General features: G+C 43.5%; 13 protein-coding genes and 2 pseudogenes. 7 read left to right on the top strand and 8 right to left on the bottom strand.

The genetic code is table 11. The features are described 5' to 3' along the window. Positions 1-267 precede the first annotated feature (267 nt). The 3 genes from myaer_RS19985 to myaer_RS19975 all read right to left on the bottom strand — a co-directional run bounded on the left by myaer_RS19985 (position 268) and on the right by myaer_RS19975 (position 1,235). Positions 268-678 carry a hypothetical protein gene (locus myaer_RS19985; protein WP_235614777.1) on the bottom strand — a complete coding sequence of 137 codons (411 nt, stop codon included), beginning with the start codon at positions 676-678 and terminating at the stop codon, positions 268-270. Further along, positions 665-844, bottom strand: coding sequence for a hypothetical protein (locus myaer_RS19980; RefSeq protein ID WP_046663376.1), 180 nt, complete (start codon positions 842-844; stop codon positions 665-667). Before myaer_RS19980 ends, myaer_RS19985 begins: the two co-directional genes overlap by 14 nt. Before the next feature lie 175 nt (positions 845-1,019). After that, positions 1,020-1,235 (bottom strand): DUF2283 domain-containing protein, encoded by a 216-nt coding sequence (locus tag myaer_RS19975; protein ID WP_046663375.1) that lies wholly within the window; start codon positions 1,233-1,235, stop codon positions 1,020-1,022. An 864-nt stretch (positions 1,236-2,099) separates the two neighbouring features. Here myaer_RS19975 and myaer_RS19965 point away from each other — a divergent pair. After that, positions 2,100-2,294: a hypothetical protein gene (locus myaer_RS19965; protein ID WP_235614869.1), complete on the top strand. Its 195-nt coding sequence runs from the start codon at positions 2,100-2,102 to the stop codon at positions 2,292-2,294. Positions 2,295-2,635: 341 nt separating this feature from the next. On the opposite strand, the gene myaer_RS19960 is transcribed toward myaer_RS19965, so the two are convergent. Further along, positions 2,636-3,820 (bottom strand): NAD(P)H-quinone oxidoreductase subunit H, encoded by a 1,185-nt coding sequence (locus myaer_RS19960; RefSeq protein WP_002754423.1) that lies wholly within the window; start codon positions 3,818-3,820, stop codon positions 2,636-2,638. 456 nt (positions 3,821-4,276) lie between these two features. Between myaer_RS19960 and pruA the strand changes: the two genes are divergently transcribed. Further along, positions 4,277-7,246: an L-glutamate gamma-semialdehyde dehydrogenase gene (gene pruA, locus myaer_RS19955; RefSeq protein ID WP_052734207.1), complete on the top strand. Its 2,970-nt coding sequence runs from the start codon at positions 4,277-4,279 to the stop codon at positions 7,244-7,246. A 295-nt stretch (positions 7,247-7,541) separates the two neighbouring features. Further along, entirely contained in the window at positions 7,542-9,176 is a 1,635-nt protein-coding gene (locus myaer_RS19950; RefSeq protein ID WP_046663374.1) for an alpha-D-glucose phosphate-specific phosphoglucomutase, read from the top strand. A 68-nt stretch (positions 9,177-9,244) separates the two neighbouring features. On the opposite strand, the gene myaer_RS19945 is transcribed toward myaer_RS19950, so the two are convergent. Genes myaer_RS19945 through myaer_RS19935 form a run of 3 tightly spaced genes read right to left on the bottom strand, consistent with a single transcriptional unit; the run spans position 9,245 to position 11,587 of the window. Next, positions 9,245-9,655, bottom strand: a complete 411-nt coding sequence (locus myaer_RS19945) for a TerB family tellurite resistance protein (protein WP_046663373.1) — start codon at positions 9,653-9,655, stop codon at positions 9,245-9,247. Position 9,656: 1 nt separating this feature from the next. Further along, on the bottom strand, positions 9,657-10,997 hold the full coding sequence (locus myaer_RS19940) for a 16S rRNA (cytosine(967)-C(5))-methyltransferase (RefSeq protein ID WP_046663372.1): 1,341 nt from the start codon (positions 10,995-10,997) through the stop codon (positions 9,657-9,659). Further along, positions 10,994-11,587: an alpha/beta hydrolase gene (locus tag myaer_RS19935; protein WP_327348271.1), complete on the bottom strand. Its 594-nt coding sequence runs from the start codon at positions 11,585-11,587 to the stop codon at positions 10,994-10,996. The genes myaer_RS19940 and myaer_RS19935 overlap by 4 nt, the downstream gene beginning before the upstream one ends. 476 nt (positions 11,588-12,063) lie before the next feature. On the opposite strand from myaer_RS19935, the gene myaer_RS19930 reads away from it, so the two are divergent. The 4 genes and pseudogenes from myaer_RS19930 to myaer_RS19915 form a co-directional block, all read left to right on the top strand. Next, complete coding sequence (locus myaer_RS19930; RefSeq protein ID WP_046663370.1) at positions 12,064-13,632, top strand: bifunctional ADP-dependent NAD(P)H-hydrate dehydratase/NAD(P)H-hydrate epimerase; 1,569 nt, start codon at positions 12,064-12,066, stop codon at positions 13,630-13,632. 377 nt (positions 13,633-14,009) lie between these two features. Then, entirely contained in the window at positions 14,010-15,815 is a 1,806-nt protein-coding gene (locus myaer_RS19925) for an aspartate kinase (protein ID WP_046663368.1), read from the top strand. Between the two features lie 107 nt (positions 15,816-15,922). After that, positions 15,923-16,356 (top strand): annotated as a pseudogene (locus tag myaer_RS19920) (hypothetical protein). Between the two features lie 335 nt (positions 16,357-16,691). Next, positions 16,692-18,050, top strand: a pseudogene (locus myaer_RS19915) (tetratricopeptide repeat protein); the annotation flags it as partial. Between the two features lie 516 nt (positions 18,051-18,566). Here myaer_RS19915 and myaer_RS19905 read toward each other — a convergent pair. Then, positions 18,567-19,760 (bottom strand): Coenzyme F420 hydrogenase/dehydrogenase, beta subunit C-terminal domain, encoded by a 1,194-nt coding sequence (locus myaer_RS19905; protein ID WP_046663367.1) that lies wholly within the window; start codon positions 19,758-19,760, stop codon positions 18,567-18,569. Between the last annotated feature and the right edge of the window lie 46 nt (positions 19,761-19,806).

Below are 19,806 nucleotides of genomic sequence, written 5' to 3'. Positions count from 1 at the left end.
GTTTTGTGTTCCCTCTTCTATTTTAAGGACTCCCTGTGCAAAAAAATTTTTTCTCGAAAGGTATCTAGGGGCTGCTGAAAAAGTTTGTTGGTGCGATTAGGAGTCGGTCGCCGGTCGGGGAAGAGAGAGGCAAAAGGCAAGGGTTTGGAACTACACAAGGGAGGGTCTCTCTCCGTTTCCTGATGACTTAAGCAAGAGGTAGAACCTCTAGAAATGCGTTGCAAGGGAGACCCTTGCAACGAGGTACGAGGTAAATTATCAATAGCTCTAATCTATTTCTAGATTTTCTAAATCGGCTAAATCTTGTAATCTACCTGATGCTTTTTTGTTTTTTTTAAGATTTTCTAAGTCAATAAAGTTAACAATAATATCGTCAATTTTAACCTCAATTCTGGATAAGTAACAAGTTTGGAACTCTACCCCATCGGGGGTTGTAATTAAATCAATACGGTTAGGAGGATAACCTAATTGTATCACTTGATCTGGCGTTAAAAAGTCATCAATTGTTAATCCTAAAGAACCAAAACCGAACCCTTCTAAGGCTTTGATTAGATTATAGGCATTTAACGAACTCATTTCTATCCAAATATCAATATCTTTAGTATAACGAGGATAGCCATGTAAGGCAACGGCATAGCCGCCTAAGACGAGATAACGCACTTGATTATCGTTTAACAATTGTATAAACTCTTTGAAGTCTTGGTTCAGCATTATATTTATATTGATGATATTCTTGACGAATTTCTTCTAAGGCCGATAGTCTCGTTTGGTACGATTGACTACGCCAATAGGCTGTCTCCGTTTTGGGAGCTTTTAAGTTAACTTTTTGATAAGTGATTTTCATAGAGAGATTAAGTAGGTAGGCGTTAAAAATTATCAGACACCCCTGTTATCAAGGGTAGGGTTGATTCATGAATCAACCCTACCTTATCAAGGGGGGCAGGGGGGATCGAACTTAAAATCCATTTTTAATTTAATTATAACCCAGCTACTTAAGTTTTATTTTTCGCTTTTATTGTTTAAAGAGGGGTGGCGGTTTCTAGGGAAATTTTAAGATTCCTGTTCTCAGAAATCCTATAGTTAAGTTTTTCAAAACCAATAACTTCGCCTTTTTGATTTTTCATTAAAATAACTTCGTCGCCGGTTTCTTCGCAGAGATATTCTGAAGAGCGATCGCCAAACCACACGGTTAAGGTATTGCCCATCGGATCATAATAAACGTTTACTTCTGCCATAAAATTTCTCCTTCTTTAATTGCATCGGTGGGATAAGTGGTAATTAGGAAGCCATCACCATTGAGTTTTCGGATAATGGCACAGAGCCAACGTTTTGGTCGTTGAAGTTTATAAAAAAGATAAACATTAGGGTCACTGCGGCTACGTCGAATTTCATCAGGTTGGCTAAGGGTTTCTTGGACTAATTTTTCTTGTCCTTTCAGGTTCTTCCGAACTTACACTGTAGAAAATTCCTCAAGCTCCCTCTCTGCCCAGCAAGGCTCTAAAGTTGATAAATATCAATCTAACAAAAACTCAAAGACTTAGTATACAAGCTTTACAAGCACAAGTTGTTGATAGTTTTACATGACAGGTTCGGTAGAGCCAAAATTTTTTCTCGATCACAGTTGGGGGAGATTTTTCAATAATCAGCTTCTGAAGGCAAGAGGCTCCAAGTAAAGGATATGGCAATTCTCCTACCTAAAAATAAGGCTAGAAACTAAGTACATCAAAGCTTTTAGCTTAACCAATTAGGTTTTAGATTCGTCCGTTGTTATCAGGCTCTTCTGGTTTCTGTGTGGAAACGAGGTCTATACTGGTAGTTTCTTCGGCAAAATAGCCCTAAAAGTTTTGACCGATCAGCATTTCAAGATTCTATAATCAAAAATTATCACACAAAGTCGAGAAGAGCGGTTATCAGTTATCAGATTGCAGTTTTAAGTAGACAGTGTTAGGTGAAAACTTGGAAACTCTCTTTTCACTGATTACTGTTTACTGTTCACTGCTCACTGAAAAATCCCCTCTCCCTGTCTCCCCTTTGTTAAGCTTGACAACTTTTAATTTATTATTAACTTATTCTTAATCTTTTTCTGATGTCGGCTTTTGATGATTCTTGATATAGGCAGTTTAGTCCTAGTACGCTATCCCGATTACGCTGCCGGACGACTGGGATATGTGGAAGGGAGGGAAACTGGAGGGAGATGGTTAATTCGCTTGAATCCTCTCGACAAGGAAAGACAAACCCTATTGCTTTCCCTAGAGGAAATAGATTTTGAGGTCTTACGTTCTCCGCAAAATTAACGTCGCCCCGATAACTTATAAGTAATAGGGCAAAATTAACTGGCCCTCTTCTTCTTTGTGTGATCAGTTTAACTTATAAGTAGCTGGTTATAATTAAATTAAAAATGGATTTTAGGTTCGATCCCCCCTGCCCCCCTTGATAAGGTAGGGTTGATTCATGAATCAACCCTACCCTTGATAAGGGTGGTGTCTGATAATTTTTAACGCCTACCTACTTATAGGAGCGATCAATCTTTGTGTCCTTTGTGCCTTTGTGGTTTATTCCATTCGCTCACCAGCAGGACTGTATCACTGGGCCAAAACGAGGGTGAGTTAATAAGATAACCCACCCTGAAGGAGATTTAGCGATCGACTGACCCCATAATAATATCAATACTGCCTAAAATCGCCATAATATCGGCAACTTTTACCCCTTTGAGGATATGAGGCAGAATTTGAAGATTATTAAAATCGGCGGCCCGAATTTTCCAACGCCAAGGGAAAACATCATCATTACCGACGATAAAGATACCTAATTCCCCTTTACCACTTTCCAAGCGCACATAATGTTCACCTTTAGGAATCTTAAAAGTGGGGGCGACTTTTTTGGCGATATATTGATAGTCAAAATCATTCCAAGCTGATTTTTTCCCTTCTGCCATCCGTTTTGCTTCCAGATTTTCGTAGGGACCACCGGGTAAACCTTTCAGTGCTTGCCGGATAATTTTCACCGATTCGCGCATTTCCCGAATCCGCACCAGATAACGAGCAAAACAATCGCCGGCGGTTTCCCAATGCACTTCCCAGTCAAAATCGTCGTAACACTCGTAATGGTCAACTTTTCTTAAATCCCATTTCACCCCAGAAGCGCGCAACATCGGACCGGATAAACCCCAGTTAATCGCTTCGTCTCTGGTAATGCAGCCTATCCCTTCAATACGACGGCGGAAAATCGGGTTATTAGTGATTAATTTCTCGTATTCGTCCACTTTTGGGTCAAAATAGTCACAGAAATCCTCGCACTTATCCACCCATCCGTAGGGTAAATCCACCGCCACGCCACCAATACGGAAATAATTATTATTAATTAACCGCATTCCCGTGGCAGCTTCCCAGAGGTCATAAATCATCTCCCGTTCCCGGAAAATGTAGAAAAAGGGAGTTTGTGCGCCTACATCCGCCATAAAGGGGCCTAACCAGAGTAAATGGTTAGCGATGCGGTTGAGTTCCAACATAATCACCCGGATATATTGCGCTCGTTTGGGAACGGCGATATCGGCTAATTTTTCGGGAGCATTGACCGTAATCGCCTCATTAAACATCCCTGCGGCGTAATCCCAACGACTAACGTAGGGAACGTACATGACATTAGTGCGATTTTCGGCAATTTTTTCCATGCCCCGATGAAGATAACCGATCACGGGTTCACAGTCAATCACGTCTTCCCCGTCGAGGGTGACGATTAAGCGCAAAACTCCGTGCATCGAAGGGTGATGGGGTCCCATGTTTAAAACCATGGGTTCTGTTCTCGTTTCAATTTTTGCCATAGGGCTACCGATGATCCCGAAAATCTTTTTAAAGTTATTATAAGTAAACGCCTTGACAATACACAAGGACTATCGGGTATCAGTAATCAGTGATCAGTAATCAGTGATCAGTAGTCAGTAGTCAGGATTTAGGAGATTATTTTTATTTATACTTCCCCACACCCTACACCCCACACCCCACACCCTACACCCCACACCCCACACCCTACACCCTACACCCCACACCCCACACCCCACTTCCCCACTTCCCCACTCGATCGAGTACAATAGAGTGTTCAGCAAAAGCGATCGGCCATTAGCTTTGATTAGTCCTTCGGTAAGAGTTATAAACCAGAGAAAAGAGCCATTAAGAGCGGCAATCAGCTAAAAAAGCTCAAAAACTGAATTTTAGGCTGAAGGCTGACGGTAGCTTGCTGAAAGCTGAATCCCGTTGATAATTTTTTTACTTGAATCGCCGTGGTTATCCAAATCGAATCAACTCAAAACTACGAAACCAAAACCCAAGAGATAGCTAGACAACTTTTAGCCGAAACTCGGGAAAAAAAAGGTCTTTGGTCTGCTTTACAGGATCAAATGCGTTGGGATGATAAATTACTCGATTGGGCCATGTCTAACCCCAATTTACGAGTACAATTATTCCGTTTTATTGACTGTTTACCCGCTTTACGCAGTAATGCCGAGATCGCTAATCATCTCCAACAATACCTCGGTGATGCTTCCGTAGAACTGCCCAGTGCGCTGAAAAGTATCCTCAACTTTAGTGATCCTAACTCCCTACCCGCTCAAACGGCCGCCAGTCTGATCAGTAAATCCGTAGAAACCTTAGCTCGTAAGTATATCGCCGGGGAAGACCTAGAGCAAATTACTCGCACTGTCACCCGTCTGCGGAAGGAAAAAATGGCTTTTACCATAGATCTCCTCGGTGAAGCGGTAATTACTGAAGCGGAAACCCAAGTTTATCTACAAAGTTATCTGGATTTAATGACCCATTTGGCTCAAGAAGCGAACAAATGGAATAAAGTTAGCCAAATTGATGAAGCGGACGGCGACTTATTACCACAAGTGCAGGTTTCTGTCAAGCTAACTGCCTTTTATTCTCAGTTTGATCCCATAGATCCCATTGGTAGTAAGGAAAAAGTTTGCGATCGCATTCGCCTACTATTGCGACGCGCTCAGGAGTTAGGGGTGGCAGTCCATTTTGATATGGAACAGTACGTTTATAAAAACCTCACCCTGGCTATCCTGAAAGAATTACTCCTAGAAGAAGAATTTCGCAGTCGTACCGATATTGGCATCACCCTACAGGCATATTTAAGAGATTCTGCCGAAGATTTACAAGATTTAATTAATTGGGCCAAAAAGCGCGGTTATCCCCTGACTGTCCGGCTAGTCAAAGGCGCTTACTGGGATCAGGAAACGATTAAATCTCGCCAAAATCACTGGCCACAGCCGGTATATAACGAAAAATCGGCCACAGATGCCAATTATGAACGGATGACGCGGTTATTATTGGAAAATCATCAATATTTATACGCCGCCATCGGTAGTCATAACGTGCGATCGCAAGCCTTGGCCTGTGCGATCGCAGAAAGTTTAGAAATTCCCCGTCGTCGCTTTGAAATGCAGGTATTGTACGGCATGGGCGACCAATTAGCCAAAGCCTTAGTGAAGCGGGGTCATCGGGTGCGGGTTTATTCCCCCTACGGACAACTCTTACCCGGTATGGCCTACCTAATCCGCCGTTTATTAGAAAATACCGCTAATAGTTCCTTCCTAAGGCAAAATTTGGAGGATCGTCCCGTGGAAGATTTAATCGCAGCCCCCCGGGTTTTAGGCAAGGATAACCCGATTATCGCCGGTTTTCCTAATGCCGCCGATACGGATTATGCTAACGAGCAATTACGAAATAAAGCGAGTCAAGCCCTTACTTTTGTCAAAAATTCCCTCGGTAAAACCTATTTACCCCTAATTAACGGCGAATACGTTGCCACCAATGTTCAAATTAATTCCGTTAATCCCTGTAACCCGCAGGAAATAGTGGGGAAAGTGGGCTTAATTGAGGTGGAACAGGCAGAAAAAGCGATCATAGCGGCTAAACAGGCTTTTCCCGCTTGGAAACGCACCCCAGTGGCTCAAAGAGCCGAAATACTGCGAAAAGCGGCCGATTTGATGGAAGCGCGACGACACGAGTTATCGGCCTGGATTTGTTTGGAAGTGGGCAAAGTTATCCAACAGGCGGATCCGGAAGTGTCAGAAGCGATCGATTTTTGCCGTTATTACGCCTCCGAGATGGAAAGACTGGATTTAGGGCATAATTTCGACGTAGCAGGCGAGAATAATCGTTATTCCTACCAACCCCGGGGTATTGCTTTAGTGATTTCTCCCTGGAATTTCCCCCTAGCCATTGCGGTGGGGATGACAGTAGCGGCTTTAGTAGCTGGTAACTGTACGCTATTGAAACCTGCTGAGACTTCTTCGGTAATTACGGCGAAATTTGCCGAGATTCTCCTAGAAGCGGGTATTCCTGCCGGAGTCTTCCAATATATCCCGGGTAAAGGTTCCCAGGTGGGGGCGCATCTAGTCAGCCATCCCGATGTTCACCTAATCGCCTTCACCGGTTCACGAGAAGTGGGCTGTCGCATCTATACAGATGCCTCGATCGTGCAAAAGGGTCAAAAACACCTAAAACGAGTTATCGCCGAAATGGGCGGCAAAAATGCCCTAATTGTCGATGAGAGTGCCGATTTAGATCAGGCCGTTGTCGGTGCGGTTAAGTCCGCTTTTGGCTACACCGGCCAGAAATGTTCGGCCTGTTCGCGGATAATCGTTCTGGAAAGCGTCTATGATAGCTTTGTTGATCGCTTTGTCGAGGCTACCAAGTCCCTCAATATCGGGCCGACGGATTTACCGAGTACAGAAGTAGGACCGGTTATCGACGAGAAAGCTCAAGCAAGAATTCGGGAATATATCGAAACTGGTAAAAAAGAGGCAGAATTGGCTCTAGAAATGCCGATTCCAGAAGTGGGTTACTTCGTCAGTCCCACCGTCTTTAAGAATGTTCCCCCCGATGCGGTAATAGCGATGGAGGAAATTTTTGGTCCGGTGGTGGCGATTATCAAAGTGAGCAATTTTGAGCAAGCTTTAGCCGTAGCTAACGGAACCGACTATGCTCTAACCGGTGGCTTATATTCTCGCACTCCTGCCCATATTAACCGAGCTACGCAGGAATTTGAAGTGGGAAACCTCTATATTAACCGGGGAATCACCGGTGCGATTGTCTCCCGTCAACCCTTCGGGGGTTTCAAGATGTCGGGGGTAGGTTCCAAAGCAGGGGGGCCCGATTATCTGCTGCAATTCCTCGAACCTCGTCACATCAGCGAGAATATTCAACGTCAGGGATTTGCACCGATTGAAGGGGCCGATTAGGTCATTCACAGCTAAAATTGGTTATTATTGGGGGTTTATACCCCCAAATCTGGTTCATTTATTGGCTAAGAACCATCTTAACCCCCTATCCTTAGATTAGCTCTCTTATTCTTTGTGTGATCAGTTTAAATTATATAGGAGCGATCGATCTCTGTGTCCTTTGTGTCTGGAGTGGTTCCTTCCACTCACTCACCAAACCCAATAGAACCGTTGTCTTTCTTACCTGATTTCTTGGCTGTCAACCTACTGCTATATACTTAAGTTTACAATTGCGTCGGCCTATCAAGAAAAGACTATGACGATTGAAACTGTTGCCACAAAACCCTTTAGTGACCAGAAACCGGGGACTTCCGGACTGCGAAAATCCGTTCCCGTTTTTCAACAACCCCATTATCTGGAAAATTTTATTCAAGCTATCTTCAATACTTTAGACGGTATCGAGGGTCAAACCCTAGTCGTCGGTGGAGATGGTCGTTATTATAACCGTCAAGCTATTCAAACTATCCTGAAAATCGCCGCCGCTAACGGTATCGGCAGAATTCTCGTGGGAACCGATGGTATTGTCTCCACTCCCGCTATTTCTGGGTTAATTCGTGAAAATAACGCTTTTGGCGGTATTGTTCTCTCCGCTAGTCATAACCCCGGCGGTCCAGAGGGGGATTTTGGCATTAAGTACAATATTACTAACGGCGGACCAGCACCAGAAAATATCACCGATGCAATTTATGCCGAGACTAAGGTGATTAGCAGTTATAAAATCCTCTCAGGGGCCGATATTAATCTTGATCGCCCCGGTTCCTTTAAACTGGGAACTATGGATGTGGAAGTGATCGATGCGGTCACTCCCTATGTCAAAATGATGGAAAAGATTTTTGATTTCGATCGCATTGAGGCCCTACTCACTTCTGGTAAGTTTAAAATGTGCATGGATTCTCTCCATGCGGTAACCGGTCCCTACGCTTATGCTCTATTTGAACAGCGTTTAGGCGCGCCCAAGGGTACAGTATTAAATGGTATTCCCTTAGAGGACTTTGGTGGTGGTCATCCCGATCCTAACCTAGTCTATGCCCATGATCTGGTAGAAATTCTCTTCGGTCAAGAGGCTCCCGATTTTGGGGCTGCTTCCGATGGAGATGGCGATCGCAATATGATCCTCGGTCAGAATTTTTTTGTTACCCCTAGTGATAGTTTAGCGGTACTAACAGCCAATGCTCATCTAGTACCGGGCTATCAAAATGGTATCACGGGAGTGGCGCGATCGATGCCCACCAGTGCGGCGGCCGATCGCGTAGCGGCTAAACTGGGAATTGACTGTTATGAAACTCCCACCGGTTGGAAATTCTTCGGTAATTTGTTGGATGCGGGGAAAGCAACCCTTTGCGGGGAGGAAAGTTTCGGCACGGGTTCCAATCATATTCGCGAAAAAGATGGTTTATGGGCGGTTCTTTTCTGGTTAAATATTTTGGCAGTTAAAGGAGAATCTGTAGAGGCAATTGTCCGCAGTCATTGGCAAGAATTTGGCCGCAATTTCTATTCTCGTCATGATTATGAAGAAGTCGCCTTAGAACCGGCAAAAGAGATGATGGCACGTCTCCAGAAGCTGGTTTTAGAGCTTAAGGGTAAACAATTTGGTAACTATGAAGTGGAATATGCCGATGATTTTAGCTATACGGATCCGGTGGATGGTAGTGTGAGTAAAAATCAAGGCATTCGCATTGGTTTTACCGATGGTTCTCGGATTATTTACCGTCTATCGGGTACGGGAACTAAAGGGGCAACTCTCCGGGTTTATCTAGAAAGTTATGAACCGGACGCAAGTAAACACGATATCGACACCCAAAAGGCCCTACAGCCGTTAATTGATTTGGCCGAAAAAATCGGTCAAATTCGTCAATCTACCGGACGGGAACAACCCACAGTTATTACCTAAAATCTAGGGAGCGGCTATCAGTTTTTATCGGGGAATTTTTTGACCTGCTCATCACTGATAGCTACTCCTTAATTACTTTCAGTAATTGCCTTGTGGTACAATTTCTGAATTCCCGTCACTAATTTATCTAAAATCGATCGATGGCTATCGTGAGTCGGATCAAAACTCTGCACTTTGGTTAATAATTTCGCTTCCTGTGTATCCACGTCGTCATCGCTATAGATTAAAGTGCTAATCGATGCTAGTAGATCTTGATAGGTTTCCGGACTAGGATTATCGCCTAAATAAGACTCTAACCATCGATAACATTCACTGGTTTTAATCGGTTTTAGTTCCGATAATAGTGGTTTAATCTCCGGATCATCATCAAGTTTTTCCCTCACAGCTACCTGTCGTAAATAATTTCTTTCTGATGGTTGAATGACACCATCAATCCAGGCAACACCGATGAGAATTTTCAGTAATTGTTTATTTTTCATCTCACACTTCCTTGACTAACTTAGCCATAAAAAAACCGTCTTGATTATGCCGATGGGGTAACACTTCGATCGCTCCCGTTTCTGTATAGTATTCTGAGAAAGATGAATTAGAGTCAGGAGTGGCCATTTTCCAATCGGGATGAGCGGCTAAAAACTGCTCGATCACTCTTTCATTTTCTAACGGATTTAAAGTACAGGTGGCATAAACTAAGATTCCCTTCGGTTTTACCCAAGTGGCAGCCGAGGCTAAAAGTTCCCCCTGTCGTTTGGCTAGTACAGGTAAATTTTCTGGTGTTTGTCGCCAACGTATATCAGGACGCTTGTGCAGGGTTCCCAATCCTGAACAGGGAGCATCGATTAGTACACGATCAGCGATGCCGCGCCACTGGGGACGATCGCGACTATCCCCTAGATGTATTTCGATCGCTTTTAAGTCTAATCTTTTAATATTGGCTTCTAACTGTCGTAAACGGGATGCCGTTTGATCACAGGCTAATATTCTACCCCGATCGCCCATTAATTCGGCAATATGAGTGGTTTTTCCCCCCGGTGCCGCGCAAGCGTCGATAATTGTCTCTCCGGGCTGGGGATCGAGGAGATAAGTGACTAATTGGGCGCTAATATCCTGTAGGGTGTAATTTCCGGCTCGAAATCCCTCTAAACGCTCAATATTGCCTAAACCAGAGGTTAAACGGCAAGCTAGAGGTAACTTAAGATGATTAAAAGTTATATTGGCTGATTCTAACTCATTTTCTAGGGCTTCTCGGCTAGTTTTTAGGGGATTAATCCGAATATCGAGGTCAGGAGAGCGATTAAACCATTGACAAAGTTGTTCCGTTTCCGTAACACTAAAGCGATCTAACCACAATTGCACCAACCAATCGGGGAAACTGTGGAGAATGCCCAATCTAGAAGCGGTATTTTCCGGCAAAATTAAAGGATCGTCGCCATTAGCAGTTAAACGGAGATATTGCCGCAGCATTCCGTTAACCACTGCCGCTAATTTGCCTAAATGACTGATTTTAGTTAATTCTACCGCCGTATTCACCGCCGCCGATGGGGGAATCTGGGAGAGATAACGCAGTTGATAAAGACCAATATGGAGAATTCGCCGTAAATCCGGGGGTTGCTGGGCCGCAGTTTTTTTCCCCAGGCGATCGAGCAGCGCATCCAAAGTTCTTTGGCGGCGTATTATACCATAAACAATCTCCGTTGTCAAGGCTTTGTCAAGACAATTTAAGGAACTAGCGGACAAATGGCGATCAAGAGCGCGATCGGGATAGGCGGAAGAGCGATCGATATCGCGTAAAATCAGCAAAGCCAGCTGACGAGCATTATTCATGCGGTTTCTAGACGATTGCGGAGGAATTGGCGTAATATAGTCAGCGCCGGAATGGGGATTTCGTGACCCATATTTAACTCGTGATATTCGACGTTAACCCCCAAACCAAGCAGTAAATCCCTGGCTTGACGAGCAGCAGCGATAGGAACGACGGGATCCTGCTTACCATGAACAATTAAGACATTTTGTGGACCTTGGGGATGGGGTTCACTGTGCAGATAACCACTCAGGGAACCCAATCCCGCCAAGGGTAAGGATAAACCCACATCCAGGGTCATCGCTCCCCCTTGGGAAAAACCGGTCAAAAAAGTCCGCTCTAGGGGAATACCGGTAGTTGCTTCTAGGGAAATAATCCAATCGTGCAACTGTTGACGACTAGCGACTAAACCTTGATGATCGGAGGTTTCTAACGCATACCAGGCGCGTCCCCCCGGCACTTGGGGATGATCAAAGGGAGCATTAGGAAACAAAAATTGACAATCAGCCAGATCCAGCATCGATGCTAGGGGGGCCAGATCCATGGCATCTGCACCCCAACCGTGCAGCATGATCACTAGATAGCGAGCGGGATTTTCTGGGGAAGGGGGAATGACAATCGGGTTAAAAGACAGGGTTTTTTCCTCGCAATTCTCTTTTTTATCTATTCTATAGCGGTTTTCCCCGGGGTGAGATGGCTGTTGGGGAGTCTTTTCAGTAACCAGTGATCAGTTTACTCCCCTCTCCCAGCTCTCTTAGGTTTGGTGGATAAAATGTATTCTAAGATACAGTCTATCTGGCGAGCGAGTGGAAGGAACCACAGAGACACAAAGGACACAGAGATCAATCACTACTATATAAGTTAAACTTATCACACAAAGAATAAGAGAGCCAAATGGTCTTAGTCGTTGTTGTCAGCAACTACTAAAATTAATTAATATATCCGCCGCTCACCGTCAAGCTAAAACTAGACAGAATGATCTGGCTATTATCACCCAACCCAGCCTTTAGCTGGTGAAAATAGGGTCTAATTGGCAATTTTTCGGCAAAAAAGTTATCCACACCTGTTAACAGGCAATTTATCCCCCGAATGAGCTACAATTATCGGTCAAACGTGGTTAATAGTGAGCAGATGCGTCGCATTGAAGGGGCGATTTTTGCCTCTGGTATGCCTGTGGCCGCTTTGATGGAAAAGGCAGCCCTGTTAACGGCACAACAGCTTAAAAAGTCCTATTCTTTGGCTAATTTCCCCAAAATCGGCGTTATCGTTGGACCTGGTCACAATGGCGGCGACGCTCTCGTGATTGCTAGAGAATTACATCTCGCCGGTTATCAAGTATCTCTTTTTTGTCCGATCGCCAAACTCAAGGATTTAACAGCACAACAGGCGAATTATGTCAAGCATTTAGGCTTAATTTTTCAGGAAACTTTAGAATCTTTAGAGGATTGTCAGTTAATTATCGATGGTCTTTTCGGTTTTGGTTTAGAAAGGACTTTATCGGGAGAGATTGCCGAATTAGTCGATAAAATTAATAGTTGGCAAAAACCGATAATTAGTATCGATATTGCTTCGGGAATTCACACCGACACCGGAGAGGTTTTAGGCACGGCAATTAAAGCCACTCATACCTTTTGTTTGGGACTCTGGAAGCGAGCTTTTTTCCAGGATTTGGCCCTACCCTATCTGGGTAAAGTGGAGTTAATTGATATCGGAATTAGTCCCCTTGACCTAGAAACAATTTTACAAGATTCACCGCCAATTCTGAGGGTTAATCCCGATCTAATTCGCCCTTATTTACCCTTACCCCGTCCTCTCCTTACCCATAAATATCAGCAGGGACATTTATTAATTATCTGTGGTTCTCGTCGTTATGCAGGGGGGGCAATTCTTGCCGGATTAGGAGCGCGAGGTAGTGGTGTGGGAATGCTTTCTATTGCTGTTCCTGCTGCCCTCAAATCTTTATTAATTAGTCATTTACCAGAAGCATTAATTATCGATTGTCCCGAAACTGCCACGGGAGCTATTGCCGAACTTCCCCTCGAATTAAATAATTATCATGTCCTCGCCTGTGGTCCTGGATTAACTACAGAAAATCCTGCTATTATCGAACAGGTTTTAGACAGTGATAAACCGATTATACTCGATGCCGATGCTTTAAATATTTTGGCTCAATTCGGTATAGAAAAATTATCATATCGCCAGAATAAGACAATTTTAACGCCTCATTGGGGAGAATTTAAACGCTTATTTCCTAACTTATCAGGTTCTCAAGATAGGATTAATATCACTCAAAAAGCATCTCAACAAAGTGGTGCAATTGTCTTATTAAAAGGAGCCAGAACTATAATCGCCTCCCCGGAAGGTAAAATGTATATAATCCCCGAAAGTACCTCCGCTTTAGCGCGAGGTGGTAGTGGTGATGTCTTAACGGGACTAATCGGCGGATTCTTAACCCAAATGCCGGATAATCCCCCAGAAACAACTGCATTAGCGGCTTATTTACACGCTCAAGCTGGCATTTTAGCAGCCAAAGAAAGGACAGAATTAGGAGTAGATGGAGTGACTTTAGCTAATTATTTATTTGCTGCCCTTAAAGATTTGATCCCCCCTGCCCCCCTTGATAAGGGGGGTGCCGATAGGCGGGGGGATCAGAATTGATGATTTTTACTGTATCTAACATTCAAATATCTTTCATAATACCCACCTAAGAAACGCAGAAATAAGTAGCGTTCTATCTTTGTGTCCTCTGTGTCTTTGTGGTTCGTTCCATTCACTCGCCAGCAGGACTATATCTTAGAATACATAATACCCACCAAACCTAAGAGAGCCAAAATATTATTAATAGCATAAATGTACTGTATTTAAACTGCCTATTGACATTTTAGTACAAATGCTCGGACTGCCTCCTTAAGGATTAATTCAGATAGTCGGCATTTGATAAAACATAAGGAATGTTAACCAAAACCACTTATCGTTAAGGAATTTTGATAAGTTGGAGATTGAACAAAGATAGAAAGTCTCTAGCGCTGACAACTATGGCTGTAATTGTCCAAAAATACGGTGGTACATCGGTAGGTTCCGTGGAACGCATTCAATCGGTCGCTCAACGGGTCAAAAATACGGTAATAGCAGGAAATACCGTGGTGGTGGTCGTTTCTGCCATGGGTAAAACCACCGATGGATTGGTCAATTTAGCCAAACAAATCGCCGCCGAACCCTCGCGCCGGGAGATGGATATGTTATTATCCACGGGGGAACAGGTAACAATCGCCTTGATGAGTATGGCCCTAGAGGAAATCGGACAACCGGCCATCTCCCTAACCGGCGCTCAAGTGGGAATTGTCACGGAATCCGAACATAGTCGGGCCCGCATCTTAGAAATTAAAACCGATCGCCTTTCCCGTCATCTATCGGAGGGTAAAGTAGTTGTGGTCGCCGGTTTTCAAGGTGTCAGCGATAGTGATCAACTAGAGATTACCACCCTAGGGCGCGGTGGGTCCGATACCTCGGCCGTGGCCCTAGCAGCCGCCTTAAAAGCCGATTTTTGCGAAATTTACACCGATGTACCCGGTATTCTCACCACTGACCCCCGTTTAGTCCCCGAAGCGCGTCTTTTAGACCAAATCACCTGCGATGAGATGCTCGAATTAGCCAGTTTAGGGGCGAAAGTTCTCCACCCGCGAGCGGTGGAAATCGCTAAAAACTTCGGGGTTCCCTTGGTTGTCCGCTCCAGTTGGACAGAGGATCCGGGTACTTGGGTGACATCCCCGGCACCGAAACCGCGCACCCTGCAAGGATTGGAATTGACAAAAGCAGTGGATGCGGTGGAATTTGACGGTAATCAGGCGAAAATCTCCCTTTTACGGGTTCCTGATCGTCCCGGTATCGCTGCCCGTTTATTCGGGGAAATCGCTCATCAACAGGTGGACGTGGATTTAATTATTCAATCGATTCACGAGGGGGACAGCAACGATATCGCCTTTACGGTGATGGGAAATGCCTTGAAAAAAGCCCAATCCGTGGCCGAAGCGATCGCACCGGTTTTACGTTCCCATCCCACTAATACAGAGGAAGCGGAAGTGATTATCGAATCCGGGGCCGCTAAAATCGCCATTACCGGCGCTGGTATGATCGGCCGGCCGGGAATTGCTGCCCAAATATTTAGCACTTTGGCCGCAGCGGCAATTAATATCGAAATGATCTCCACTTCTGAAGTAAAAGTCAGTTGTGTCATCGATGAAGCGGACGGAGAAAAAGCAATTAAAGTCCTTTGTGATGCTTTTCAAGTGGAGTATTCTGCTAAAGTTGCTAATCGCGAAATCCCTAAAAATTTAGTCCCAGTCAGGGGAGTGGCCCTAGATAATAATCAGGCACAAATGGCCATTCGTAACGTCCCCGATCGCCCGGGGATGGCGGCGAGAATTTTCTCGGTTTTAGCGGCAAAAAATGTCAGTGTTGATATGATTATTCAATCCCAACGCTGTCGCATTGTCGATGGTATTCCCCGACGGGATATCGCTTTTACTTTACCCCAAGCTGATGCTAATTTAGCCCAAAAAATCCTTTTAGAACTATCGGAAAGTTTGGGTTTACAGGAAGTGGTGGTTAATAATGATGTAGCCAAAGTGAGCATTGTTGGTTCAGGAATGGAAGGACAACCGGGGGTAGCAGCACGCTTTTTTGAAGCTTTAGCAAAGGAGAAAATTAATATTTTGATGATTGCTACTTCTGATATAAAAATCAGTTGTGTGGTGAATCAGGAAGATGGAGTCAGGGCCCTACAAGTGGTTCATGCCGCTTTTGGATTAGCCGGACAGGGTAAAATTGAAGTACCCGCCTAAATGAAATTACAAGTTCTATGATGGGGGTAAGAGTTGTTTAATTGTTGGCAACTTATACCCCCAAAAACCAGATAAATAAGTTAACCCTCATCACCCCGATTTTATCTATGGACCCTCTTACAGGATCAGTGATCGCAGTTGGTTCGATTATTGCCACTAAAGCGTTAGAGAAAACCGGTGAAAAAGTGGGAGAGAAAGTTTGGCAACAAACAGAAAAATTTCTCACTTCCCTGAAACAAGTTTCTCCGGATACTGTCACCGCAATTGAAAAAGCACCCGAACAACCTTTAGATTATGGACAGGCAATTCTGGAGGTGGAATCTGTTGCTAAAACCAGTCCCGAATTAAGCCAAATTATAACCGAGTTGGTTGACATTGTAGAATCCCAACCTTTACCTAATTTAAAGGATATTCTTAACAATATTGCTAAGGGTTTGCAATCTCAATCCTCTGGACAAAAAACCTATATCAAAACCATTGAAAAATTGTTAATTTTTCTCAAAGGGACATTAATATTAATGAACAAAATATCACCATGTAATGTCTTGGGTGCGTGCAATGCACCCCGACGGAACCGAAAAAAATGCCATTGTAGGGGCGAATTGCGTTCGCCCTTCCCCTTTTGATGTGTTAATATTGTATAATTAAACATTTTTTTCACAGCATTATGTTAACAATATGGATCAAAAAATAGTCAATTATGCTCAAGACAATATCAATATTGACAATCAAAATATTTATAATTATCCGCCTAACCAAGAGCCTCCTCAACCCAATCCTCACAATTTATCTAATAGTAATATCCCTAAATTTGTTGGTAGGGATCAGGAATTAATTGACTTAAAAAAGCAATTACAACAATCCCAAAAGCTTGCTATATCTACCTTAACGGGAATGGGAGGCATAGGTAAAACCGAACTAGCCAGACAGTTTGGCTGGCAAGAATGGCGGGAAAAAGCCTATCCGGGGGGTATATGTTGGTTAAATGTGGCAGAAAGTGACGGCGGTTTTATCGGTACTTCTATTTTAGATTTTGCGCGGGTACATCTCAAATTAACTTTACCAGATGAGGGAGAATTAGACGTAAAAATTCGTTATTGTTGGCAAAACTGGTTAACGGGAAATGTCTTAATTATCTTTGATGATGTGCGGGATTATCAGCAAATTAGGGATTATTTACCACCGCAAGAAGAGAAACGCTTTCAGGTTTTAATTACCACTCGCAAGGAATATTTATCAGCGACAATTGCAACTTTTCGGGTAGAAGTTTTAAAAGAAAAAGATGCACTTGATTTATTGCGTTCCTACCTTAAAGACAACAGAATTGACACACAAATCGAGGCAGCTAAATTATTATGTCAGGACTTAGGTTATTTACCCTTGGCGTTAGAATTGGTGGCAAGGTTGCTGGTACGACGACAGGATTGGAAAATCAGCAAAATACGGCAGAAATTAGCCGAAAACGGCTTAGATGAGCCAAGTTTAGACAAAAATCCCAAGTTTCATGGGGAAATGACTGCGGAAAGAGGGTTAAAAGCTGCCTTTAATCTCAGTTGGGAGGAGTTGCATAGCGAACCAGAAGCGCAAATTTTGGCACTTTATCTCAGTTTATTCGCTCTTGCGCCCTTTCCCAAGGAGATGATTCTGGATTTATTTCCCGATGAGGATGGGGATACAGTGGAGGAATGGTTAACCGATAGTTTAGTTCACCTGAGTTTAGTTCAGGATAAGGGTGATGGTTGGTATGAAATTCATCCCCTGTTGCGTCGCTATTTTCGGGATAAGTTAGAAGCATCACCCCACGCAGAACCAGCAAAACGCCGTTATTGTGGGATTATGGCCAAAAAATCGGCAGAAATGCCACAGAATCCCACTATAGAAATCGTTGAAGAATTTAAACCTTTCCTTCTCCATCTACAAGCATCTGTCGGGGAATATCCCCAATATATCGCTGATGAGGATTTAGCTTGGTCCTATACGGGTTTAGCTCGTTATTATGAAGGACAAGGATTGTATGCTACTGCTGAACCTTACTGTCAAGATTGTTTAACCGCAACTCGAACCCACTTAGGAGACAATCATCCCCATGTGGCACTTTCCCTCAACAATTTAGCACACTTGTACTATTTCCAAGGCAGGTACACAGAAGCGGAACCTCTCCTTCTAGAAGCGATTAATATTGTCAGGGAAAGATTAGGGGAAAATCATCCCCATACCCAAACCGTTTATCATAATTATCTGAGGATGCTGTCTTAACTATGATTGGAATGATTGAATGATGGACTATGACTAGGGAGCTAGTTAAGAGTTTCTGAAAAGTAAATGCCTAACCCTAGTGGATTAGAGATGAAGATTGATTGAATGAACGAATCATAGTCAATCACATAATCACATCAATCATAGTTAAGACCGTTGGAAAAGAGGGTCTGTAGGCGCAGGGATTTTCCATTATGAATATAGTATCATGTCAAGTCGCCTTTGTCAAGAGAAAATTTAGCAACATCCAGACAAACGTTATTGTAGGGGTAATTCATGAATTACCCCTACACCTATTACCTAGTCCAGTAACCCACCACCATCGACTATGATTGAATTAATCACTGCTCACTGCTCACTGATAACTGATAGCTGATAACTGATAACTGATAAGAGATTGTCGAAGAAGGGGTGAACATTCGGGGGATAACCCATCGCTGAAACCGTAGATTTCCTATCCGAATGTTGCGCCCCTACTTTTTCAGCATACCCTAATTAATCGGGCAATTTATACTGTTCCACAATCTTTTTAGCATATTCAGGAACATGAGCCGCTAATTTTTCAGGATAATTACGTTTAACATAAAGGTAATTACGGGTAAAGTGAGAATCGATAGAAAAGCGAGCATATTCTAAACCTTTAGGCCCGATTTTTTCAATTACTACTCCCATCATTTTTGCCGCCCACATCGGCAAGGTTACACCTTTATCGTAGGCAGGAATACTATTTTGTACCGCCTGTTTTCTATCACCACTAGACATAACATCTTGGGTGTCTAATTGATCTTTAACTAACTCTAACATTTCCTTGCCCGTATCATTACGAACCATAATCCATTGCCAGCCAAAAGGTGCGCCCATATAGCCCACAACTAAATCAGCAAGGGAGTTAACATAATCAAAACAAGTCATACAGGAAGGGGCAAAAACATCTTTTAATTTATTAGTTTTTAAGCCAAAAAAGGGAACCATTTCCATCGAGCCGTCTTCGTGTTTAAAGTGTACCCGAAAATCCTGCATAAATTCGTAGTGAACCACAGTTTCTGGGGAACGACTGGTAGTTTCTAGAAACTTTTGCAGCCCTGAGCGGGTAACATTATCGACGCAGGGAGTTCCTAAGACATATAACTTTTCTAAGCCTAATTTTTTTTCTACTGCTCTTAGGGCTTGAATTTGACAACCAACTCCGATAACTAATAACCGTTTCATGCCCGATTTTTCAATTTCTTCTAGGACTGATAAATTGGGAGAAAGAGTCGGTTTATTAACTTTAGCGGCGAGAATTTCTTCAGTGGTACGGGCGAGAATCGGCTGCGGTTGAAAGCGATCCTCGGCGGTATTCTGCACACAAACCACCCCTTCTACTAAACCACGATTGAGCATTTCACAGGCAATTGTACTGACAATTCCTGTCCATTGCGCCCCCGGAATAGCTTGTTTTTTCTTGGCAGCCATCATATCTTGATGAACACCAAAATAGAGATCATTTTCCTGATTTAAGTCGCGACTTTTGCCGTGTGCTGCTGCTTCTAAATCGGCGATTTGTTGATTGAGAAAAGCACAAGCTTCTTTAACATAGTGAATGTAATAAGTGTCACAAAGTCCGCACTCGCTGCACAATTCTTTGGCAGGACGACGACTATTGGACTTGAGGGCTTTGGCTTTTAGGTGTGGTGCAAGGGAGTTCATAATCTTAAAAAGCAACTAGGTCAAGGGTTTTTTTCTATTGATCGTT

Origin of the sequence: Microcystis aeruginosa NIES-2549, from assembly GCF_000981785.2 — a bacterium.
GTDB lineage: Bacteria > Cyanobacteriota > Cyanobacteriia > Cyanobacteriales > Microcystaceae > Microcystis > Microcystis aeruginosa_C.
Note: the sequence above shows the minus strand (reverse complement) of the source record. Positions and strands in the feature narration are given on the sequence as shown.